Source organism: Paenibacillus sp. Y951, assembly GCF_056786395.1.
In genome coordinates this window covers 156,798-177,414 of sequence record NZ_JBXCIY010000004.1, presented here as the reverse complement: position 1 = coordinate 177,414, position 20,617 = coordinate 156,798, and the positions used below count along the sequence as shown (strand labels likewise).

Sequence of the window (20,617 nt, the reverse complement as noted above, 5' to 3'; positions counted from 1 at the left end):
TCTATTTTATTTATAACTCTATGCAGCATAAAAGCATTTATATCGTTATCGCATTAACGGTATACGTCAAAAAAAAACGATCTAATCTCATTTACTCAAAACTCTTAATGATCGCCATTGCATCTTCATGATCAGGCTCAAGCTCAAGTAATTTTTTCGTATACTCCAAACCTTCTTCAATTAATTCCATTTCGAAGCAACAAACAGCTAACCCATAATATACGGTGGAGACAATCTCTGCTTCATCTGAATGAACCGATATCTCCAAGAAGTATTTGGACTGTTCGTACATGTCCATCTCAAATAGTATTAATCCCGCATCGAGTGCTAAGTCATAACGTTGTTCCATCACATAGTACGAAGACCACATGATTTGTATCCCACTTGCAAGATCAGCTAATTCTTCATCGTTAGCGTCTGGCAATAAACTAGAAATCTGCCTAGCACTTTGGATAAAAAATTCTGCATCATATCCACCCAAGCGCCAAAAACTTAAAATTTGCTGTATGCCCATCGTATCAATACGGGCGTCTACCCATTCTTTCAAGCTGAAAAATTCTTCTGGGCCAAAACGTTCAACGAATCTGCGATACGCTAATCTTGTATTCGTATAGCTCATTGGCTCGTTCACATGCATAATACAACCAACATTTAGATTTTTATAATGATGTGGAGGGAATAACACCATCGCTCCACTTTCTTCATAAGCTTGTACAAAGGCATGGTAATTAGCTGTAAATGAAAATGCTCCATGGAGAACCAACTCTGGCGGTTCTGCAAACTTAAAGCTATCTAATAGATGATCTCCTTTGTCTGCGGTTATCAATACAAATCCAGACTGAGTTAGCTGATTCAGACGTTCTATACACTTCAAACCAGATGAAGGCCATAGGATATGAGAATCTTCTAGTTGCTCCTGATATGTGGCAATGACATTGCGATATGGGAAGTCTTCTTGTTCATACTCTGGTGCAAGACGATACTCATAACGTAAAGATAGTTGATCTAATACTTCTGATGGTTTAAGTGAATCCGCCTGCTCTGGATAATCAACAAACACATCTGCTTCGTAAATATGACCATCGCCAACATATAGAAGTTCTTGTGGAATACCGTCAAAGAAGTAATTAGCAACAATAATTAATGGCTGCTGCAGTTCTCCGCTACTAATCGTACGATTAGAAGCAACAAGATGCAGTTCAGTATCATTAACCGCATCAAATTTTGCGAAGTCAACAATACCTTCCGCAATGAAATCTTGCAGCGCAGGATGTTCCTTCCATGCGATAACATTGTTCATCGCCAAATCCGTCATAATATAACAGAATGGCGGTAATGGAATTGCCGCATAGTCTCTCAACTTACATAACTCTACTAGTACATGATAAGCAAGACGACCAGCTCCGGCACCTAATTCTACGATCATAACAGGCTCAGTATTGTTTCCTTTATTCGCCTGATCCTGAAGTAAGCCAAAGATCATCTCGGCATAAGTGGTTGCAATCATCGGATTGCTCGTTATATATTGAGGAACTTGGTCATTATTCCAAGCTTTAAGCCCTTCTTCTTCATAGTAACTGCGGTTAAGCCCCCATATTGGCGCTTCACTAAAACGGTAACGCTGCTGCTGTTTATCTGTCATTCCACGATTTCCTGCTCTCTACCAGTTATTTATTACATGCAATCTACATTCATTTACTTTACTATAATTATAGCCTTTTTTACACACAATCATTAATACGATTGCAATAAAAAAAACCGCTTGCGCTAGCTGATGCTGTATTAGCTTCAACTTTTGCAAACGATCTTCTTTATGTCAGACTAGGACATTTATTTTTCTGCAAAGAAACCTTCATATATATTCATAAGCTCGTCCGCTTTATCGGAAATAACCATAATTACATAGTTACCTCTTGTAACAAGTTTATAGTTTTTCGCATTTTCATATTGGTCGGGAAGATACGTTTCAAATTGCTTTTGTATTGCTTCGGCTCTTGCTTTCAAAGCTGCTTCGATTTCAGCAATATCTTTTGTATCTTTTACTTTCAAAATAGCAATTTCATTGGTCTTTACATTCATCATTGGTACTCTGATCGCATAATCTTCAAGCTTATCGGCATCTACATTGTATAATGCTTTCACTTCTTCAGCAGACAATTCCATTAGTTGTGGTTGTTCAACTTCCTGAAACATTTGATCTGCCATTTCTTTCGCAGTCAGCTTAGGTTCTACTGTAGCTGACTTTCCCCCTGAACAAGCTGTTACAACGATACTTACTATCGCAACTAACATAATTAACATCATTTTTTTATTCATTTTCTGCACTCCTTCAACTTTTTGTAGCTTCCTGATGAACTTACTTATAAACAAAAAGTAGCTTCGAAAGCATAAACTTTTTCTGCACTTATAATTACTAGACGTAAATAATCTATTAATGTTACAGAAAATCGTATATGGATATATTTACACTTTCTGTTGGTATGGTTGTTATGCAGACAGAATTGTAATATTGAACGGAATAGGGACCGCTTTTTGCCGGACTATTTCTATCGATTATCCCCTCTAAAGATAACCTTTATCTCGTTCGCGGAGATGAGGGTTATTTTGCATGGACACAAATTTGTTACATACGAAGCCATTCGTCACAGATCGTTATTTTTTGCTGTGATTCAAATCACAATGCAGCTTCATCCTGTTGCTTATACTTGTTATAGAGCATCACTAAAGTCTAAATATAAAGGAGCTTGGATATGTTAAGTGAAAATACAATTAAAATAATCAAATCGACGGTTCCCGTGCTTGAAACGTATGGTACTGAAATTACAAAACGTTTTTATGAAAGATTATTTACTAACCATCCAGAACTTCTTAATGTGTTCAATCATGTTAATCAGAAGCAAGGAAAACAACAAAAAGCATTAGCTAATGCGGTCTATGCGGCTGCAGTTCATATTGATCAACTAGAGAACATACTACCCGTTGTGAAGCAAATTGCACATAAACATAGAAGCCTCGGCATTAAACCTGAGCAATATCCAATTGTCGGAGAAAATCTACTTGCCGCTATTAAAGAAGTGCTTGGTGATGCAGCAACAGTTGAAATATTAGATGCATGGGCAGAAGCTTATGGTCTTATTGCAGATGTGTTCATTAGTGTAGAAAAGGAAATGTATGCGCAAGCGGAGCAGCAAGCAGGGGGCTGGGAAGGCTTCCGTGCCTTCAAGGTAGATCGGAAAGTTCAAGAGAGTGATGTCATTACTTCATTCTATCTCGTGCCAGAGGACGGAGCAGCTATCGCAAGCTTCCAGCCTGGACAATATGTAAGTATTAAGGCTGCAATACCAGGAGAAAACAATACACATATTCGTCAATACAGTCTATCTGACTCTGCGAATAAACCATATTATAGAATTTCGGTAAAACGAGAAGATTCACGCGATCATATTGCTGCCGGAATAGTTTCTTGCTACTTGCATGAACATATTCAAGAGGGTGATATATTGTCATTATCAGCACCAGCGGGGGACTTTATTCTAGAGAGCAGTAATGAACGTCCAGTTGTGTTGCTTAGCGGCGGTGTTGGCTTAACGCCGATGATTAGTATGCTGAATACAATAGCAACATCACAGCCATCACGCCAAGTGACATTTATTCACGCTGCATTGAACGGTGCATTACATGCAATGGGTAATGATGTCAAACAATTAGCAGCTCAAAACTCTAATATCTCATCATATTTCTGTTATGAGCAGCCGACAGATGCTGATCGTGCAACGAAAGCATTTGATAAGGCAGGTTATATTGATGTGGAGTGGTTGCAATCCGTTATTCCTTCTACAGAGGCGATCTTCTATTTCTGCGGACCATTGCCATTTATGAAAGCAATAAATAAAGCTCTACAAACGCTCGGTGTGCCAAGCTCATCGATTCATTTCGAATTCTTCGGTCCTGCAGGTGACTTAGAGGAAGCAAAAGAGTCTGTGCCTGCTGCTGCACAGCTATAAGAGGTAGTGTTGAATTTGTACGATAATATTCACTATTGCGATTGGGCTCGTAGTAATCGGTTGACCGTTTCACGACGAAGACCAATTAATTGTCCAATTTCATCCTGTGTTAAAATATCAGTTAATGCTGCGGGAGCAATATAGGCTTCAAACCATTCCTGTAGCTTACTGAGCTTATCAGCAGGAGTTACTTGAGTTAATTGATCGATGCGTTGCTGCATCATCCGCAGCTTGCTTTGTAATAACATCGCGATTTCCATACATTTCTCGGGGTTATTCGTTAGTGTAGCGTACCATTCCTTCGCAGGCAGAAGCTCAATTTCACAAGGAATAAGTGCTATTGCCGTGCCGTGATAAATATTCGGCGAAACGAGTGAATGATGGGGAATAACTTCGCCTGCCACAACAATATTGACGAGCACGAAGTTACCATTCTCATGAACGCGAACGATTTTCAGTAGCCCGCTTTTAAGATGATATAGCGGTCCCGATTCACCTTGATGAAATAATATTTCTCCTTTATGTAAATGGATGACGATCCTCTCCTTTTCATAGAAATCTGTTATTAGAACGCCGTTCAATGAGTTAAATATATAATAAACAGGCCTGAGATGACAACCTCAAGGCCTGTTTCATGTAAGGAATGCCAATACAAAAATACGATGTATGAACTTATCGTCATACTTTTATACATCATTGCAGTGAAAGTACCTTCTATGTTTAATTCTAAGTAAACCACTAGGAAATAACTACATGCTTTATACTAGTCATTTCCACTCATTTAGTCAACATTTTTTTACAGTTTTGTAGATGATCTGTACGATGAACAAAGACCTTCCTGTCATCATGTTCTGACGACGTGAAGGTCTTCTTTCACTCTGCATCCACCCAATCAGATTGGACAATTGTTCAGATAAACTTATTTGGTATAATTATCGAAGTATCCTTGAATGTACACCATTGGCGTTCCTTTATCGCCACTACCTGACGTTAGATCAGATAATGAACCAATAAGATCCGTTAATTTACGTGGTGTTGTCCCTTGAGCTTCCATTGCGCCTACTAGGTTGTCATTCTTGTTCGTAATATAGTCAGAAATAGCTGTATTCAGCTCTTCTCCACGCAAATGCGAGAAATTATTATCTGCCAAATATTTCAGTTTAATTTCGTTTGGTGTTCCATCAAGACCAATGGTATAAGCTGGGGAAACTACTGGATCAGCAAGCTCCCATATTTTCCCTACTGGATCTTTGAACGCACCATCGCCATAAACCATAACTTCAATTAGTTTACCCGTTTGTTCTAAAATCTTTGCTTGAATACCATCTACAATCGGCTGACAGTTATTCGGGAATAATTTCACACTATCCTCTGTTGCTTTATTCGAGCCCAACAGACCGTATGCTTCGTTAAATCCACTTCCGTTAATCGATTGAGACAATATATTATCAAGACCGTATACTTTCTCCGCTCCATTCGCATTCAAGATACGTTTCGTACGGAATCTTGTATGGATATCGCAAGTTAATACACTTTTTGTATAGTCTAAAATGGTTTTTGGATTGTTGGAGAAGATCACTTCACATGATGCGCCTTCTGCTTCAATCAATGATTTGTAGTAATCTATATAGTCAACGCCAGTAAATGTATGTTTTTTGTATCCGAAATGTTGACGGAATTCAGTTTCCGTTAATACGTCAGTCCATGGATTAATGCCTTTTTCATCAAGCTCGTCTAGATCCACAAGATGGTTACCAACCTCATCAGCTGGATAACTTAACATTAATACTACTTTTTGTACTCCTTTTGCAATTCCGCTCAAGCAGTTAGCAAAACGGTTACGACTAAGAATTGGGAAAATAACACCTACGGTATCTTCTCCAAACTTTGCACTAACATCAGCAGCAATCGCGTCAATTGTTGCATAGTTTCCTTGTGCACGAGCAACAATTGATTCCGTTATCGTAACAATATCACGATCCTCAATAGAAAAACCTTCTACTTTAGAAGCGTTCAACACGGTATCAACTACGATTTGTTCAATATTGTCACCATTATTAATGATCGGTCCACGTAAACCTCTAACGACTGTTCCAACTACTCTTTGCAATGTAATTTCTCCTTTAACGGACTAATTATATCTATGCTAGTCATCATTATACATTAGTATAGATTTACTATACCTCTTTAACGTGGTATAAGTAAAATTAATATCTATAATATCTGATATAAGGGGTACTAATATGATTGGCAAATTAGATTTATACCGAATATTTAAAGAAGTTGCACTTAATAAAAGCATTTCAAAAGCTGCCCAAGAATTATATCTAACACAATCTGCTGTTAGCCAAGCGATTCTCAAGCTCGAAAAAGAGTTAGACATCACCTTGTTTTATCGCACACCGAAGGGCGTAACGTTAACAACAGAAGGAATACTGTTATACGAACATGTCAATTCCGCGATGAACATCTTAAATACAGCCGAAGAAAAAATGATGGAAGCCAAAAATTTAATAACAGGAGCATTGCATATTGGTGTAGGAGATACGATCTCTCGTTATTATTTATTGCCTTACTTAGAAGAGTTCTACACCAAATACCCAGGAATTAAACTAAAAATTATTAATGGGACGACAACCGAAATTTGTGAATTTATTAAAGAAGGCAAAGCCGATGTAGGCATTTGCAACTTACCGATTCAAGATGCTAAATTCCACTTCATCCCTTGCCAAGAAGTACATGATATTTTTGTATGTGGTGAAAAATATAAGCATTTAACATCGCAACCGATTAGCCTAGATGATCTCATGCATATGCCATTAATTTTTCTCGAAAAAAACTCAAACTCACGTAAATATGTTGAACAATATCTGAAGGAACAGGGACATCTTATTTCACCTGACTTTGAGTTAGGTTCTCATGATTTATTGTTAGAGTTTGCGAAAATTAATCTGGGCATTGCTTGTGTTACGAAAGAGTTTTCGGAGCATTATTTGCACAATGGGATTTTACACGAAATAAAACTTATCGATAGCATCCCAAAACGTAATATAGGAATTTGTTATGCAAAAACATTCCCTGTATCACGTGCCACGAAAAAATTCATCGAGATCATTGATCCAGATCACCTTGTTGAAAATTGACACTAAACAATGAAGAACATATTACTCTTCTTTGAATTGGTTCGAAAATTGTTTCGGTATCGGCGTTTCAAACCTCATAATTTTTCCAGTTGTAGGATGCTCGAAGGCAAGTACACGTGCATGAAGTCCAAGTCGACCGATTGATTTCAACTTAGCACCATACTTTTTGTCACCGACAATAGGATGCCCTAGATCCAGCATATGCACACGGATCTGATTTTTTCGTCCAGTCTCAAGATTCACTTCTAGCAAGGAGAAGTCACGATTTGCTTTCAGCACCTTATAGTGAGTAACAGCATGTAAACCATCACCTACATGTTGACTAGAATACATTTTCAATGTTGACGTTTCTTTCAAATATGAAGAGATCGTTCCTTGTGATTTCTTAACGAACCCTTCAACTAAAGCAACATACGTTCTTTCTTTCATAACATCTGTCCATGCTGTCTGCATCTTCTTCTGAACTTGTTCACTCTTAGCAAACATCATAACTCCTGATGTATCTCGATCAAGACGATGAAGCACGAAAATTCTGCTCTCTGGTGTAGTTACACGAACATGAGCAGTTAATTGACGATATGCCGTTAGTTCACCTTCTTGCTCAGAAGCTACGGAAAGCAAACCAGCGTCTTTATTCACAACGATAAGATCATCGTCTTCATGCACTATACGAAGACCGATCAATTTTGGTGCAGCCGTTATTCTTTCTTTGCTAACCGCGACTATTTGTCCAGCTTTAAGTGGATAGTTGTAGAGCTTCTCTACACGATCATCTACAGAAACTTGTCCACGAGCTAATACAGATTTTATTGAATTACGTCCTTGACCTACTAACTTTTCCAGCAAAAATACAAGTAACTCTGTTTCTTCAGTCACGGTAAATTGTTTGGGTGGAGTCGCATTTCTTAATGTACTTACATGGCGACTAGATGGATTTTTGTTGCTTTTCTCAGGTCCATTTTGTCGATTTGAAGATCTAGGTGCAATTTTCTTATCTTTATTCTGACGATGGGATGGCTTATTATTTTTCATAAATAGTTATGGTCTCCTCAGTTATATCGAAATTTTGGCATCGATGATATTATCCATTATAACCGTTAGAGAATTCATATTCATAGTAGATAGTAATTTCGCTAATAATCCCCCTAGACGAATACACATTTTAATCATTGGTACATAAGATGTATCAGTAAATATTTTAGGGGGAAATCCTATTGCTTATACATGTTGTCAATGCAGGTGAGTCACTTTGGAAGATTGCTAACGATTATTATACGACTGCAAATGCTATTAATCAGTTGAACCAACTACCCAATCCCAATCAATTGCTAATTGGACAATCGTTAGTAATACCTTCACCGTACACCTCACACAGGGTGAGGGCAGGAGAAAGTTTATGGTCTATTGCGCATCAATACGGTGTTACTGTTGAAGCTATCGTACAAACGAATCAAATCGCAAATCCTAACTTACTTGAACCAGGTATGTCGATCATAATTCCACCAATCATACATGTTATACAACCTGGCGAGACACTAATGGCAATCTCCAACCGATACGGTATATCTACTCAAGCCATTATGAATGAAAATCATATTGAAAATCCGAACAACATTACTATTGGAATGCATTTAATTATTCCTAGAAAAAAACCTGAGATTGAAGTCAATGCATACACTTATCAATCGAATGAAGCCGCTGTAGATACACTTAATAATATCGGTCAACTCCTTACTTATTTCAGTCCGTTTGCTTACATGATTAAAGAAGACGGATCATTAGAACCGTTTGACGATCAACAAATGGTTGAAGCAGCAATAGCCCACAATATTACACCGATGCTGTCAATTACTAACTTTACCTCAACAGAAGCTGGTTCCAATTTGTCTCATATTGTATTGTCTAGTCCCGAGCTACGCGAAGTACTTATTACTAACGTACTTCAAGTGATGGAAGAAAGAGGTTATACCGTTCTCAATGTAGATTTTGAAAATGTATTGCCCGAAGATCGTGAGAACTACAATCTATTTCTACAATTAGCTGTAGACCGTCTTCATCCCCGAGGATATCTAGTATCGACTGCCCTTGCACCGAAAACGAGTGAACATCAAGCCGGGGTTCTATATGAAGCTCATGATTACGAGGAACATGGAAGAATTGCTGATTTTGTTATTCTCATGACGTATGAATGGGGATATCGCAAAGGACCTCCACAAGCAATATCGCCGATTAACCAAATGCGAAAAGTTGTTGAATATGCGCTAACTGTAATCCCTGCTGAAAATATATTTTTGGGGTTCCAAATCTATGCTAGAGATTGGGTTGTTCCACATGTTCAAGGTCAAGAAGCAGAGACCTTTAGCCCCCAGGAAGCTATTCGAAGGGCCGTTCAATATGGAGCTCCCATTCAGTATAATGTGACGACGCAATCTCCTTATTTCCGCTATGTGAATGAACAAGGAATTAGTCATGAGGTATGGTTTGAAGATGCTCGAAGCGCGCAAGCTAAGTTTGATATGGTCAAACAATATAATCTTCGCGGCGTCAGTTATTGGGCACTTGGTTTTCCATATCCGCAAAACTGGGTACTGCTGAATGATAATTTTACGATTAAGAAATTAATGCCATAGGAACAATTAAGATATATTATGAAACGTTAGGTCATCAAACGTATGCTCATCAAACGTTCTCTGGCATTAAAAATAGCTCTTAGCTCGGCAACCGAGCTAAGAGCTGTTTCAGATTATAGTTGCTAGCCATTTGTAATTACTCACTAACAGTAGCCTTTTTATTTGTGCAGAAGCCGTAGCCTTCTAGTTACCAACCAATATTTCCCCAGCCTTGCTGACGTTCTTTCCTGAATCTTTGAACCCACTCTTCAGCAACATCATCCGCTAGTTTATCTAGTGACGGCGGCGCTACCACAACGTTGTCTGTTAGAATATCAAGATACTCTAATACGCTCATGGCCGTTCCTGCGTACTCTTGAATAAAATCCTCGTATACAATCGTCAGTGGTACAATTCCTTCTTCGCTGAAAAATTGTTCCATAGCCGCCTCACGAAAAGTAGCTTCCGCAAGTAAATGATTAATTGCATCGAAGTTATATTGATCTGCAATATCATGCTCTTGTGGCTTCTCACCATATTGTCTATGCCATTCGCCAGATACGATTGCGCGCCACCAGGAAACCGCTAATCTTATTTTGTTTCTGCGAGTCATCCATATATGCTTGTTGCTGTTAGGGAAAGCTGTACGCCATACTTCAGCCTGCGTAGCTGTTTCAGGTAGTTCATAAAGCTTTCTAAGTCCAGAAATCCACTCCGATGATAAACATGTCTTCATTCCGAATACGCCATTGGAAGTTGAGCCATCTTTCCAAATTGACTCAATATCTTCTTTGGTTATCGTATTTGGATCTCGGGATGTAATCCATTCCGTAGGATTTCCCGCTACTCCAGTGGATGTGAGCGCATGATTAAGTAAAGTGCTTCCTGTACGTTGCGAAAACCATATTGTATAGCTTAATGTTGGTTTCATAGAACTCTCTCCTCTTTATGTTACTTACTTCATAATTCATATATTAATTTCTATCTTGTTTTTCTTCTCTATAAATTCTTTTTTAGTTAATCCAAACAGTATAAAGTCTAAATATTGTCCATTCATATAAACTACCTGTCGACGTACTCCTTCTTCAACGCAGCCTAGTTTCTTCATCATTTTTGCAGAACCTTCGTTTCCTTCAAGTACATAATCATTGAATTTATTTAATCTTCGTTCAAGAAAAGCATATCTTAATAGTATATTCATAGCTCGAGTACCATAACTCTTGCTACGGTGCTGTTTATCGATAACTATACCTATACTAAACGTACCGTTTCTTTGATCTATACTGTTTAAATTAATACCGCCGATACTATCTCCATTCAAATTTTCAATCGTAAACATGATTCGTCCATTCGTTGAAGAAAAATTAGCATTTTCCTCAGTGAATTTTTTCGCTCCAGAAATTGTGGGCGGTAATTCAATTGCACATTCTAGAAAACGACGTGCAGGAGTATCAAAATCAGACATATAACAACTTTCCCAATCCTCTAACTGTATTGCACGCAATCTAACTTGATCATCCTGCCAAAAATAATTACTGTAATCTATATTTAGCACAATATCCTCCAGTAAGATTAATTAGTTTTTACTATAGACTGTATATACTCTGTTAATTTGTCTACACATTGTTGTAATTCCAACTTCTGCGTATCTAATGTAAGATGTGGGGCAATTGGTGGGTCGTATGAAGCCGATATTCCTGTAAAATTAGGAAGTTTGTCTGCCAGAGCGAGGGCGTACATTCCCTTCGGATCTCGATCTATACAAGTATCTAATGAACACTTCACATATAATTCCGTATAATCTTCGGGCTGAAAGTGTTGTCTGATCATTGCTCTGCATGCTTCATTTGGCGTAATAAATGGAGCTAACACGAATATTCCAGCTTCTATGAACATACGCGTTACTTCAGCAGCACGACGAAGGTTTTCCATGCGATCTTCTTCTGAAAATCCAAGATCACGGTTAAGTCGATGTCTTATAACATCACCATCGATAATCGCGCATCGTATATTGGAATTAAGTAATTCATGCTGAACATTATTAGCCAATGTAGTTTTGCCCGAGCCAGGCAAACCAGTAAACCAAATAACTCCACCTTTATGTGCATTCATGTTTTCTATCATGTTTCTTTGGATAGTGTTTCCCTCCTCTTGCTAAGGACAATATTCAGTGCTGTTAATGCCATTATAGCTAGAGGAGCACTAGATAAATATGTAAGAAACAACTCTTACCTATTCTTTACACAAAAAGACACATCAGAAATTAATCTAATGTGTCTTCTATAAAAACTATATCGTCTTCTTATACACTATTTTCTTAATGCTCTCGCAAGAAAGAAAATATTGATTAGAAAGTTCATGTATGTTGGCACCTTGTAAGAAACTTTCACGAATTTGATCATTTCTTTGTGTTATATATGTTCTGTGTCCTGAATTCACACCCCAACCTGTTCGTATTCCTTTAGGTTTAGGTATATAAATCATGCCACCATTAATATATTTTTGAACTTCCTTTAATAATTCTTCTGGTAAGACAATGTCTGCATTAATATATTTCATAATTACTCTACCCCTTAAATGATAAGAATTTTAAGGTAGCAAAGTCACATTATAAACATATTTGGCCATCAAAGGCTTAAGGCGGTACTAACATGATTCGCTCTATACAAACAACCGCCGTTGTTTATAGTGTAGACTTTGCATAGAGCGTGTTCTCTGAAACATCTTTATTCACATACATAATAGGATCCTCCTTCGGATAATTGATAATTTAACCAATACATGTAATAATATATAATCTATTCCCAATTAATTCAAGACTTAATATTTAATCAATCTGTTCATTACAGCAAGTGTTTATTTATTGTTATAGCTCTCGAGCAGAGCTTCGATGGATACCCCATTGATTGTCAGTCCTGTAATGTCACAATCTTTAATATCTACGTTTGAAAGATTACAGTTGCGGAAAGTAGTCCCGGTTAATTCTACGTTTTCAAATCTATTGCTTTTTCCTTCCAAAGCAATATCGTGGAAATAAGCGCCACCCATCGCACATTTACCAATTTCAATATCCCAAAGTCCAACTTCTTCGAACTTAGCAAGATGCATGTTGATATCATTGAAATATGTCTTACTCATATTGACATTATTGAATTTAGCCCCCTCTAGATTAATATTGTAAAATCTTGTTTTGTACATATCGATGTCATCAAAATCACTTTCTCCCATAGTAATGCGACGAAATTGAGTTTCTGTCATTCGTTCATCTTCAAATACCTTCTTCTTAAACTGTTCATTCAATTTGTTCTCGTTGAGATTTTCGTTGACCATACGTAACATCTCCTTTTTTAATAACTTTCTTGATCTGCGGAGTCTGCTCTCTACTGCCTCGACTGATATACTAAGGAAATCACTAATTTCCCTAATCTTATAATCATCAATGTAGTAAAGAATCGTGACAGTACGATTTGCTTCTGATAGCGTATTAAGAGCATCCCAAACCTCACTTTGAAGTTCTTTCCTTAGCAGTTTATCTTCAGTAGTTTCTAGTTGCGGAGTATCTAGTTGATCCACCAATTCATACACGACCTTACTTTTGCTCGATCTAAACCAATCCAAGCACTCTCTCGTAGTCACCGCATATAACCAACTACCAAGTTTTTCAGGTTCCTTTACGTTCGATAATCTCCTATAGGTCTTTAGAAACACTTCTTGCGCAATATCTTCTGCTGCGTGGAAATTACCCAATTTTCCGTAGGCTACCCCGTAAACGGCATTAGCATATTTGCTAATAAGTTCACTGAATGCATCAGTATCACCATTGCGCACCCTATCTATCAGCTCTGCATCGATACCAGCCACTTTCATCCTCCTCATATCAATCTCAATACATTAGACGGAAGAACAGATGAGAAACCGTCCTCATGTAGAATTTTTTTACTATTGCGCTGAGAATACGGAATCTACTCGATTAGAATCTTTGACTTATATGTGATTCAAACGAATTGTATATGCAAAGCAGTCTACATTTCATCAACTTTAATCATATTGCTTTAAACTACTTTCAAGCTGCTCAATTACTAAATCTCTCAATTGTGGCGGACTAATAACATTGGCATCTGGTCCATACGCAAGTAGCCTTCTTGCTACGAATGGAAATTCCTCTGGTAGAATCTGACCACAATATTGGTTATGCAGAGTGGATTCGAATAACTTATCTGATTGTGCCAGTCTTGCTCCAAAGTCAGTAAATTGCACAATGACTTCGACACTTTGCCGACCATCCTTCGAATTAAGCCAATCATTCAGCGTCGGAACCGATTCATCAATATGTTGATGGGTTTCCAATTGCCCCATCCGATCAACCCGATACAGCAACACCTTATCCCCTTTTTGGGCAGGCATATACCAATACCCATGCTCGTAGTAGACTCCTAGGGGATAAGCTTGTACCTGCTTTGTGCCACTTCGGGCGGCATAACTGAACTCAAGTTCACACTTGTCCACTGCAGCATTTAATATAAAAGTGGTTAAAGGTTCCAACTGCACCCCATGATGTTGAACAAAGGCTATATGCTGCCTCATTCGTACGATCTCGTCCTGTACTTCTTGGGGTAAGCTTGTAAAATATTGATCCGCTAATTGGGTACGAATAGAACCATATGGAAAGTCCGACACGTTCTCCAAATACTCAATCATCATAAACAGCCCTAACGCCTCATGCTTTGTAAGCTGAAGAGGTGGCAAAATTCTGTTCGGTAGTACGCGATAACCACCATTCGCACCAACTTCTGCATAGAGCGGAAAGCCCATTTGCTGTAAATGATCTAGATCACGCTGAATGGTACGGATCGAGACATTAAACCGATCCGCAAGCTCACGGGCAGTAAATTTTTTTCGTGAATCTAATAACCTCATCATGGTTAAAATTCTATTATTCAAGTTCATCACCTAATTACGTCATAATTTGTCATAGTTATAATGTATCATAAGCGATACAAAGGAGCGAATGAATATGAACAGATATAGAACAAATGATAAAGGGAGGATGAATTATGTCACATAACGTAACACAGAGAATGGTTATTTTAGATTTAGCGGTTACTTTAGATGGTTTTATTGAAGGGAAAAATGGGGATGTTGATTGGTGCATTATGGACCCTGATATGGGGTTCACTAATTTTTTGAATCAAATTGATACTATTTTATATGGTAGAAAAAGTTACGATTTATGGGGACAATATATCCCGGAAAATGAAGAATCTGATGCCGGAAAAGAGATTTGGAGATTGGTTCATAGTAAAAAGAAATATGTGTTTTCCAGAACACAAAAAGAAACTGATAAACAAGCCATATTTATAAACGAAAATATTGTTGAAGAAGTAAATAAATTGAAGATAAAGCCTGGTAAAGACATCTGGCTATATGGCGGAGCAAGTCTCATTACAACTTTTATAAACTTAGGGCTTGTTGATGAATTTAGATTATCAATTCACCCTGTTGTTTTGGGGGAAGGAAAATCGTTGTTTATTGATATAAAACAGAGATTGAACTTAAAAGTGGTTAGTACAAGAACGTTCTCATCTGGCGTTGTTCAAATAATCTATCATTAGAATGGAAATTAATAATATTTAGAAGATGACGCCTGTCTAGTACAGACGCTATCTCCTTCACTTTAATTAAAGGCTATGTTAAATCTTAATGTTGATTTTCAACCTTAAGAAAACCGCCCCCACGTAGGGCGGTTTATTCAGTTAACATTCTCCGTTAGCTTAACTTATTTTTACAGCAAACCACACCGTCCAAGAGTCTTTTTCAATTATCGGAAGTTGTGTTCCATCAATTTTACTTTCAATATACAATACTAGTTCATTAAGTTCATTATCTGTTAACTCGTGCAAAATTGAACGACCTGTTCTTTCTTGAAGGTCTTGGAGTAATGATTCAACATCATTGTATTTACGTCTAGTTTCCCATATCTGATTTTCACTAATCAGTCTAAATCCATTAGATTCGAGTGCATTTCGAACGTTAATAGATTCATGTCGGCGATTAATTTCTTTATCAACTAATTTAGGATACTTCTCAAAAAAATAACCTCTAAGGTGGCTTTCGTTTCCTTGCATTAAGCAATCCTTAGATGTCCTATCTTGAACTATTAAAATACCGTTGTTCTTCAAAATGCGATTTGCTTCCTTAAAACACCTATTCAAGTCAACTAGATGGTGAATTAAAGCTCTCTCTAAAATTGTATCGTATTCACACTCAGGAAGCTTCGTATCATAAGCATCTCCTTGCACGAACGTAACGTTATTGCAATCCATACAGTTCTGTGAAGTACCTTTTAACATTTCTTCAGAAAAGTCTACGCCCGTAACTTGTGATGCACCCATACATAAAAAGGTTTTTGTGTAAATGCCTCCGCCGCAACCGATATCAACAACTTTACTACCAATAACATCAACATTTTTTTCAATTAGAGAAATCCAAGATTCATCAGCATCTCTTGTTGTATAGGTCATTCTGTTTCTGTCTTCGTGGAAGTTAATAGGCATTTAAATCCTCCTTGTAGTTTCATTAAGTGAAACTACGTTTCAAAATACTGCATGTTTATTATACTATAAAATTACATATGAACCAACGTTATTTTCAACCATCCTGCCTGTTAGCTCAATGAGCAAAAACAACAATGACGTATAATAGAGCCTAAATTAAAAAGTCCATTGTTATGGGGCTTAGATTCCCCCGCAACAATGGACTTTCTACTACTTACTCTTCACTTCTGGCGAGTTATCCCAGCATTCAACGTTTTCCACGCCTTTAATGCTATCTTTATAGAAAACAGGATCTTTACCCGCTCGTTTCTGCTGTTTGTAATCATGCAAAGCTGCAAAAGCTACTTTAGATAACAGAATAATCGCGATCAAATTCACAATGACCATTAAACCCATGAACAAGTCGGCCAAATTCCATACCAATTGTACCTGAGCAACGGAACCAAACACTACCATCGCTAACACACTATAGCGATAGATCCTCACTACTGACTTCTTCGAGTTAAGAAATTCAATGTTTGTTTCACCATAATAGTAATTTCCGATTAGCGTACTGAATGCGAATAAGAAAACCATAATAGCCAATGCTCCAGATGCCCAAGACCCTATATGCTCGCTTAAAGCAGCTTGTGTAAGCAGTATACCGTCCAGCCCAGGCTGCTTGTACGCATCAGACAGTAATATAATAAAAGCAGTACTAGAACATACTAGTAAGGTATCCACAAGTACGCCAAGTGCTTGCATAAGTCCTTGCTTAACGGGGTGACTTGTTGTTGCTGTTGCAGCCGCATTCGGTGCACTACCCATCCCTGCTTCATTGGAGAATAACCCACGTTTCACACCTTGTAAAATAACCGCACCAAAAGTTCCACCCACCGCTTGTTCAAACCCAAAAGCACTTTTCACAATAAGCGTAATAACTTCTGGCATTTTTTCGATGTTAATAAGAACGATACAAAATGCCGCACCGATATAGATGACAGCCATAACGACAACAATATATTCTGACATTCTTGCAATACGTTTAATACCACCAAAAATAATGATGCCAAATGCTGCAGCCATCACTAAGCCGACAACGACACGATTAGTGCCGAAAGAATTTTCAAAAGCAACGCTGATCGTATTGGACTGTACAGCGTTAAATACAAGGCCGAAAGACAATGTAATAAGTACTGCAAATATTGCTCCCATCCAACGTTTGTTTAATCCCTGCTCCATATAATAGGCAGGACCACCACGAAACCCCGTTTTATCCTTGATTTTGTATACTTGAGCTAATGTACTCTCGACAAAGCTAGATGCTGCACCAATAATCGCTATAACCCACATCCAAAATACAGCCCCGGGTCCACCAATTGCAATAGCAATGGCAATGCCCGTTATATTACCTGTTCCTACTCTTGCCGCCATACTAATACAAAATGCTTGGAATGATGAAATGCTATCAGGTGACCTTTCATTAGAGCCTTTCAGAACGACAAACATTTCCTTGAACATACCAAACTGTACGAATCTCGATCTAATTGTGAAATAAAGTCCACAACCGACAAGTAGAATGATCAAAATATATGACCATAGAAAATCATTTGTGGCGATAATTATATTATCTAACATTTGTTGCATTTATATCCGCCTCTCTTGCAAGCTGTCGAAACCCAGTTGCTAAACATTCTCCAACTTATTATTCTCAAATAAATCCGTCCTTATTTCAACAACCAAATAAAAACATTAATTTGTAGATATTTGAAATAATTGATACTAATTCTGAGTTAACAAGTATGTACTATAGCCACAGTTATGAATAAAACAAAAAATGAATAACCTTTCGGTTATCCATCTCCTCTAAATTCTTATCCCTTATATATAAAGTAGGTTGTATACGGACTGTAGTAAACTTTACTGTTCGGTGAACCGTATCATATTTATTTTTCGTCTTCGTTATCAATAAATAACGTGAGAATGGAATCTAGTGGTTCATTTCCATTAGCTACCGCATTTACTTTATCAATATATTGCTCCCTAATTAAATATTTTAGCGGTTGCTCTACCGCATTGAAATACTCAAACGTTGTTCTTGCCATCTCATCCCATTCTACATAATATATTAAATAATCATTTGCAGTTACTTTTGTTCTTGATGTTCCTTCTTCAGGTATACATTCAAACTCTTCATCATCACCCATAACTCCATAATCACATGTTAATTGCTCCCCAGGTTGAATGTCTCTCGCAGCCAATTGAAAATCATAAGCTGTATCTACACAATTTGGATTGAAGCTATGATTCATATATTTTGCATGATCCCAATGAAGAACATATATGCCGTCAGTTTCTAAATAGCTGTATTTATATATATTCTCTTTTTGCAAATTATCAAGACTTTCAATATACTCCTCTGTTAGAGTCATATCTAATTCATCTTTAATCCAGACAATGGTTCCTTTAAGAATTAATCTTGTTGCAAACACACCAACGCCTATTTCCTCACTTACAAATCGAATTTCTGTATCTGGGTGCATCATTTGTTATTCCTCCTTAGAAGTAATCCCCATTTAAATGATATGTTACACTTCATGAGTGGGTGATGAATTATTTCCATTGAACAATTGCTACAATAGACTTAAAGGATCACTTTTAAAAAGGTTTTTTTATTATAGAGAAGAAGGTCTTATTTATTTTCTTTAGATTCTTATTTACTTTCTTTAAATATAGAAACATGTAGAACAGCTACTGTTCTACATGTTTCATTTCTTTCTGATGGGTATAAAATCAAATATCCCTTGCTTAGAGAACTATTATTCAATTCTCTTCATTCTTTGATGTAATAATCCATCCGAACTGCTATTCTGACCATAGATAAAATCTCGCATATAATAAGTTAAATATTTCCCATAGTTACTTTGCGTATTAATTAATAATTCATCCACATAATATACACCTAAAGGAATATTGTCTAAGATTAAACTCGCAGTTCCCGCATATAATCCACAAGCAACTTGGAAGTATGTTGCACTAGTTTTATATTGTTGAAATATATCACTACTTTTCATTGAGTTATACATATAAATTTCCTTATCATCGTATACCAAAAGAACACCAACAAGGTCCTCTCCTTCTACCTCTCCATCAGTGGGATCAATTATCTTTTGATTCCAATTCCAAAGGTCATCTACATTACTTAGATTATTTCGAATTAATTCTGTTGTATATTCATTGACTCGATAGATAAATCCCATTTCCATATCATATAGTTCACCTAATGTTAGTACTTCTTCATGAGGCATAAGACATCCATAAAATTCTTTACTTCCTAACTTGACCTTAAATTCGATAGCATAGACATCTTCATATAAGTAATGAGGTAGATGATGTCGGACAAACATTGGGTAGCTTAAAATTGCTTCATCCAAAAAACATTCTACGGACCAGGTAGTATAAATAGTTTTAGGTTGTATAAGATTTTTGTCTTTATAAAAGGAACTGTCATGCTCAATAATATAACAAGCTAGCGGAGGATTACTTGAATTTTCTTTCAAGAGCTTAATTGCCATCCATTGAACTACTCCAGGGTTCATACCTGAACCAATAATTGCTCTTGTGTTTGTAAATATTTCTTTCTTATCTTCAAATCGATTATATCGTTCAGTAAGTGGAAAACCATATAAGCTTTCATCTTCATCAACTGCAGTATTCTCTAATGCCGAGTTGATATAAGAAACACCAAGTTCATTACAACATTCAATCATTTCAATGGTATCGGCCCATGATACATCAATAACTAATTTTGTGCTTGTTGATTTTAGATGTTCAGTAAATTTGGCTTTATCATTAAGATCAAATTGTAAGAGGGTCAATTTATCACTTAAATTCGGAAATAATTGATTATAATAATCCAATTCTTTTTGATTGATATCTATTAAAAAAAGCTTTGATTTTGTAATAACATGATGAATTGGATCATTGTTATCGGTAACAGATTGATTAAGAATGGATAGGATTGACTTAGCAACACCACCCATACTTCCAAGAATAGTGATTGTATATTGGTTTATTTGTTCCATAGCAAGACCTCCTTTTCTTGTAAATAAAACAGTGTATGAGTTTTTGAAGGAGATTGCTTGTGTAAAACAACTAATATCAATTGTTAATTAAAAAACTAACTTACACCACGCTGAACCACACCATAATTCATATAAGTAATTGGTCTTAACCATACACGGGTCAATAACATGATGTCGATATAGGTAAACTATCTTCTCTTTTTATAAAATCTTTGTAAAATGATCAATAAAAATCTCTTTTTT

Annotated in this window: 19 protein-coding genes; 4 read left to right on the top strand and 15 right to left on the bottom strand. The window is 36.9% G+C overall.

Annotated elements, in window-relative coordinates; genetic code table 11:
- Positions 1-91: 91 nt before the first annotated feature.
- Positions 92-1,642, bottom strand: a complete 1,551-nt coding sequence (locus AC1TPB_RS07630; RefSeq protein ID WP_482075931.1) for a tetratricopeptide repeat protein — start codon at positions 1,640-1,642, stop codon at positions 92-94.
- A gap of 188 nt (positions 1,643-1,830) precedes the next feature.
- The gene (locus tag AC1TPB_RS07625) at positions 1,831-2,316 is read right to left on the bottom strand and encodes a DUF4358 domain-containing protein (RefSeq protein WP_482075930.1); all 486 of its coding nucleotides are present in this window, start codon (positions 2,314-2,316) and stop codon (positions 1,831-1,833) included.
- 434 nt (positions 2,317-2,750) lie between these two features.
- Between AC1TPB_RS07625 and hmpA the strand changes: the two genes are divergently transcribed.
- Positions 2,751-4,004 (top strand): NO-inducible flavohemoprotein, encoded by a 1,254-nt coding sequence (hmpA, locus tag AC1TPB_RS07620; protein WP_482075929.1) that lies wholly within the window; start codon positions 2,751-2,753, stop codon positions 4,002-4,004.
- Positions 4,005-4,036: 32 nt separating this feature from the next.
- Here the strand turns inward: hmpA and AC1TPB_RS07615 are convergent, their stop codons facing one another.
- Positions 4,037-4,537 (bottom strand): Crp/Fnr family transcriptional regulator, encoded by a 501-nt coding sequence (locus AC1TPB_RS07615; RefSeq protein WP_482063976.1) that lies wholly within the window; start codon positions 4,535-4,537, stop codon positions 4,037-4,039.
- A 386-nt stretch (positions 4,538-4,923) separates the two neighbouring features.
- Complete coding sequence (locus tag AC1TPB_RS07610; protein WP_482063815.1) at positions 4,924-6,114, bottom strand: coenzyme F420-0:L-glutamate ligase; 1,191 nt, start codon at positions 6,112-6,114, stop codon at positions 4,924-4,926.
- A 133-nt stretch (positions 6,115-6,247) separates the two neighbouring features.
- On the opposite strand from AC1TPB_RS07610, the gene AC1TPB_RS07605 reads away from it, so the two are divergent.
- The gene (locus tag AC1TPB_RS07605; RefSeq protein ID WP_482063816.1) at positions 6,248-7,147 is read left to right on the top strand and encodes a LysR family transcriptional regulator; all 900 of its coding nucleotides are present in this window, start codon (positions 6,248-6,250) and stop codon (positions 7,145-7,147) included.
- 21 nt (positions 7,148-7,168) lie between these two features.
- Here the strand turns inward: AC1TPB_RS07605 and AC1TPB_RS07600 are convergent, their stop codons facing one another.
- Positions 7,169-8,179: an RluA family pseudouridine synthase gene (locus tag AC1TPB_RS07600; protein WP_482075928.1), complete on the bottom strand. Its 1,011-nt coding sequence runs from the start codon at positions 8,177-8,179 to the stop codon at positions 7,169-7,171.
- A 182-nt stretch (positions 8,180-8,361) separates the two neighbouring features.
- Here AC1TPB_RS07600 and AC1TPB_RS07595 point away from each other — a divergent pair, with 182 nt between their 5' ends.
- Positions 8,362-9,777, top strand: a complete 1,416-nt coding sequence (locus AC1TPB_RS07595) for a glycoside hydrolase family 18 protein (RefSeq protein WP_482075927.1) — start codon at positions 8,362-8,364, stop codon at positions 9,775-9,777.
- A gap of 187 nt (positions 9,778-9,964) precedes the next feature.
- On the opposite strand, the gene AC1TPB_RS07590 is transcribed toward AC1TPB_RS07595, so the two are convergent.
- The 6 genes from AC1TPB_RS07590 to AC1TPB_RS07565 all read right to left on the bottom strand — a co-directional run bounded on the left by AC1TPB_RS07590 (position 9,965) and on the right by AC1TPB_RS07565 (position 14,676).
- Complete coding sequence (locus AC1TPB_RS07590) at positions 9,965-10,687, bottom strand: Stf0 family sulfotransferase (RefSeq protein WP_482075926.1); 723 nt, start codon at positions 10,685-10,687, stop codon at positions 9,965-9,967.
- 36 nt (positions 10,688-10,723) lie between these two features.
- On the bottom strand, positions 10,724-11,311 hold the full coding sequence (locus AC1TPB_RS07585; protein WP_482075925.1) for a GNAT family N-acetyltransferase: 588 nt from the start codon (positions 11,309-11,311) through the stop codon (positions 10,724-10,726).
- A 17-nt stretch (positions 11,312-11,328) separates the two neighbouring features.
- Complete coding sequence (gene cysC, locus AC1TPB_RS07580; protein WP_482076077.1) at positions 11,329-11,892, bottom strand: adenylyl-sulfate kinase; 564 nt, start codon at positions 11,890-11,892, stop codon at positions 11,329-11,331.
- Between the two features lie 153 nt (positions 11,893-12,045).
- On the bottom strand, positions 12,046-12,315 hold the full coding sequence (locus tag AC1TPB_RS07575; RefSeq protein WP_482075924.1) for a CD3324 family protein: 270 nt from the start codon (positions 12,313-12,315) through the stop codon (positions 12,046-12,048).
- A 297-nt stretch (positions 12,316-12,612) separates the two neighbouring features.
- On the bottom strand, positions 12,613-13,617 hold the full coding sequence (locus tag AC1TPB_RS07570) for a sigma-70 family RNA polymerase sigma factor (protein WP_482075923.1): 1,005 nt from the start codon (positions 13,615-13,617) through the stop codon (positions 12,613-12,615).
- 177 nt (positions 13,618-13,794) lie between these two features.
- Positions 13,795-14,676 (bottom strand): helix-turn-helix transcriptional regulator, encoded by an 882-nt coding sequence (locus AC1TPB_RS07565; RefSeq protein WP_482075922.1) that lies wholly within the window; start codon positions 14,674-14,676, stop codon positions 13,795-13,797.
- 134 nt (positions 14,677-14,810) lie between these two features.
- Here AC1TPB_RS07565 and AC1TPB_RS07560 point away from each other — a divergent pair, with 134 nt between their 5' ends.
- Positions 14,811-15,368, top strand: coding sequence for a dihydrofolate reductase family protein (locus AC1TPB_RS07560; RefSeq protein ID WP_482075921.1), 558 nt, complete (start codon positions 14,811-14,813; stop codon positions 15,366-15,368).
- A 159-nt stretch (positions 15,369-15,527) separates the two neighbouring features.
- Here the strand turns inward: AC1TPB_RS07560 and AC1TPB_RS07555 are convergent, their stop codons facing one another.
- From AC1TPB_RS07555 to AC1TPB_RS07540, 4 genes are all read right to left on the bottom strand, one after another.
- Complete coding sequence (locus AC1TPB_RS07555; RefSeq protein WP_482075920.1) at positions 15,528-16,310, bottom strand: class I SAM-dependent methyltransferase; 783 nt, start codon at positions 16,308-16,310, stop codon at positions 15,528-15,530.
- Positions 16,311-16,520: 210 nt separating this feature from the next.
- Entirely contained in the window at positions 16,521-17,936 is a 1,416-nt protein-coding gene (locus AC1TPB_RS07550) for an alanine/glycine:cation symporter family protein (protein ID WP_482075919.1), read from the bottom strand.
- A 299-nt stretch (positions 17,937-18,235) separates the two neighbouring features.
- Positions 18,236-18,835 carry an SET domain-containing protein gene (locus tag AC1TPB_RS07545; RefSeq protein WP_482075918.1) on the bottom strand — a complete coding sequence of 200 codons (600 nt, stop codon included), beginning with the start codon at positions 18,833-18,835 and terminating at the stop codon, positions 18,236-18,238.
- A 273-nt stretch (positions 18,836-19,108) separates the two neighbouring features.
- Entirely contained in the window at positions 19,109-20,374 is a 1,266-nt protein-coding gene (locus tag AC1TPB_RS07540) for a saccharopine dehydrogenase NADP-binding domain-containing protein (RefSeq protein ID WP_482075917.1), read from the bottom strand.
- Between the last annotated feature and the right edge of the window lie 243 nt (positions 20,375-20,617).

Excerpts from the sequence above, each read along its gene's own strand:
- AC1TPB_RS07630 (WP_482075931.1), bottom strand. The coding sequence starts at position 1,642 with ATGACAGATAAACAGCAGCAGCGTTACCGTTTTAGTGAAGCGCCAATA.
- AC1TPB_RS07625 (WP_482075930.1), bottom strand. The coding sequence starts at position 2,316 with ATGAATAAAAAAATGATGTTAATTATGTTAGTTGCGATAGTAAGTATC.
- hmpA (WP_482075929.1), top strand. The coding sequence starts at position 2,751 with ATGTTAAGTGAAAATACAATTAAAATAATCAAATCGACGGTTCCCGTG.
- AC1TPB_RS07605 (WP_482063816.1), top strand. The coding sequence starts at position 6,248 with ATGATTGGCAAATTAGATTTATACCGAATATTTAAAGAAGTTGCACTT.
- AC1TPB_RS07600 (WP_482075928.1), bottom strand. The coding sequence starts at position 8,179 with ATGAAAAATAATAAGCCATCCCATCGTCAGAATAAAGATAAGAAAATT.
- AC1TPB_RS07590 (WP_482075926.1), bottom strand. The coding sequence starts at position 10,687 with ATGAAACCAACATTAAGCTATACAATATGGTTTTCGCAACGTACAGGA.
- AC1TPB_RS07575 (WP_482075924.1), bottom strand. The coding sequence starts at position 12,315 with ATGAAATATATTAATGCAGACATTGTCTTACCAGAAGAATTATTAAAG.
- AC1TPB_RS07565 (WP_482075922.1), bottom strand. The coding sequence starts at position 14,676 with ATGATGAGGTTATTAGATTCACGAAAAAAATTTACTGCCCGTGAGCTT.
- AC1TPB_RS07560 (WP_482075921.1), top strand. The coding sequence starts at position 14,811 with ATGTCACATAACGTAACACAGAGAATGGTTATTTTAGATTTAGCGGTT.
- AC1TPB_RS07555 (WP_482075920.1), bottom strand. The coding sequence starts at position 16,310 with ATGCCTATTAACTTCCACGAAGACAGAAACAGAATGACCTATACAACA.
- AC1TPB_RS07550 (WP_482075919.1), bottom strand. The coding sequence starts at position 17,936 with ATGCAACAAATGTTAGATAATATAATTATCGCCACAAATGATTTTCTA.
- AC1TPB_RS07545 (WP_482075918.1), bottom strand. The coding sequence starts at position 18,835 with ATGATGCACCCAGATACAGAAATTCGATTTGTAAGTGAGGAAATAGGC.
- AC1TPB_RS07540 (WP_482075917.1), bottom strand. The coding sequence starts at position 20,374 with ATGGAACAAATAAACCAATATACAATCACTATTCTTGGAAGTATGGGT.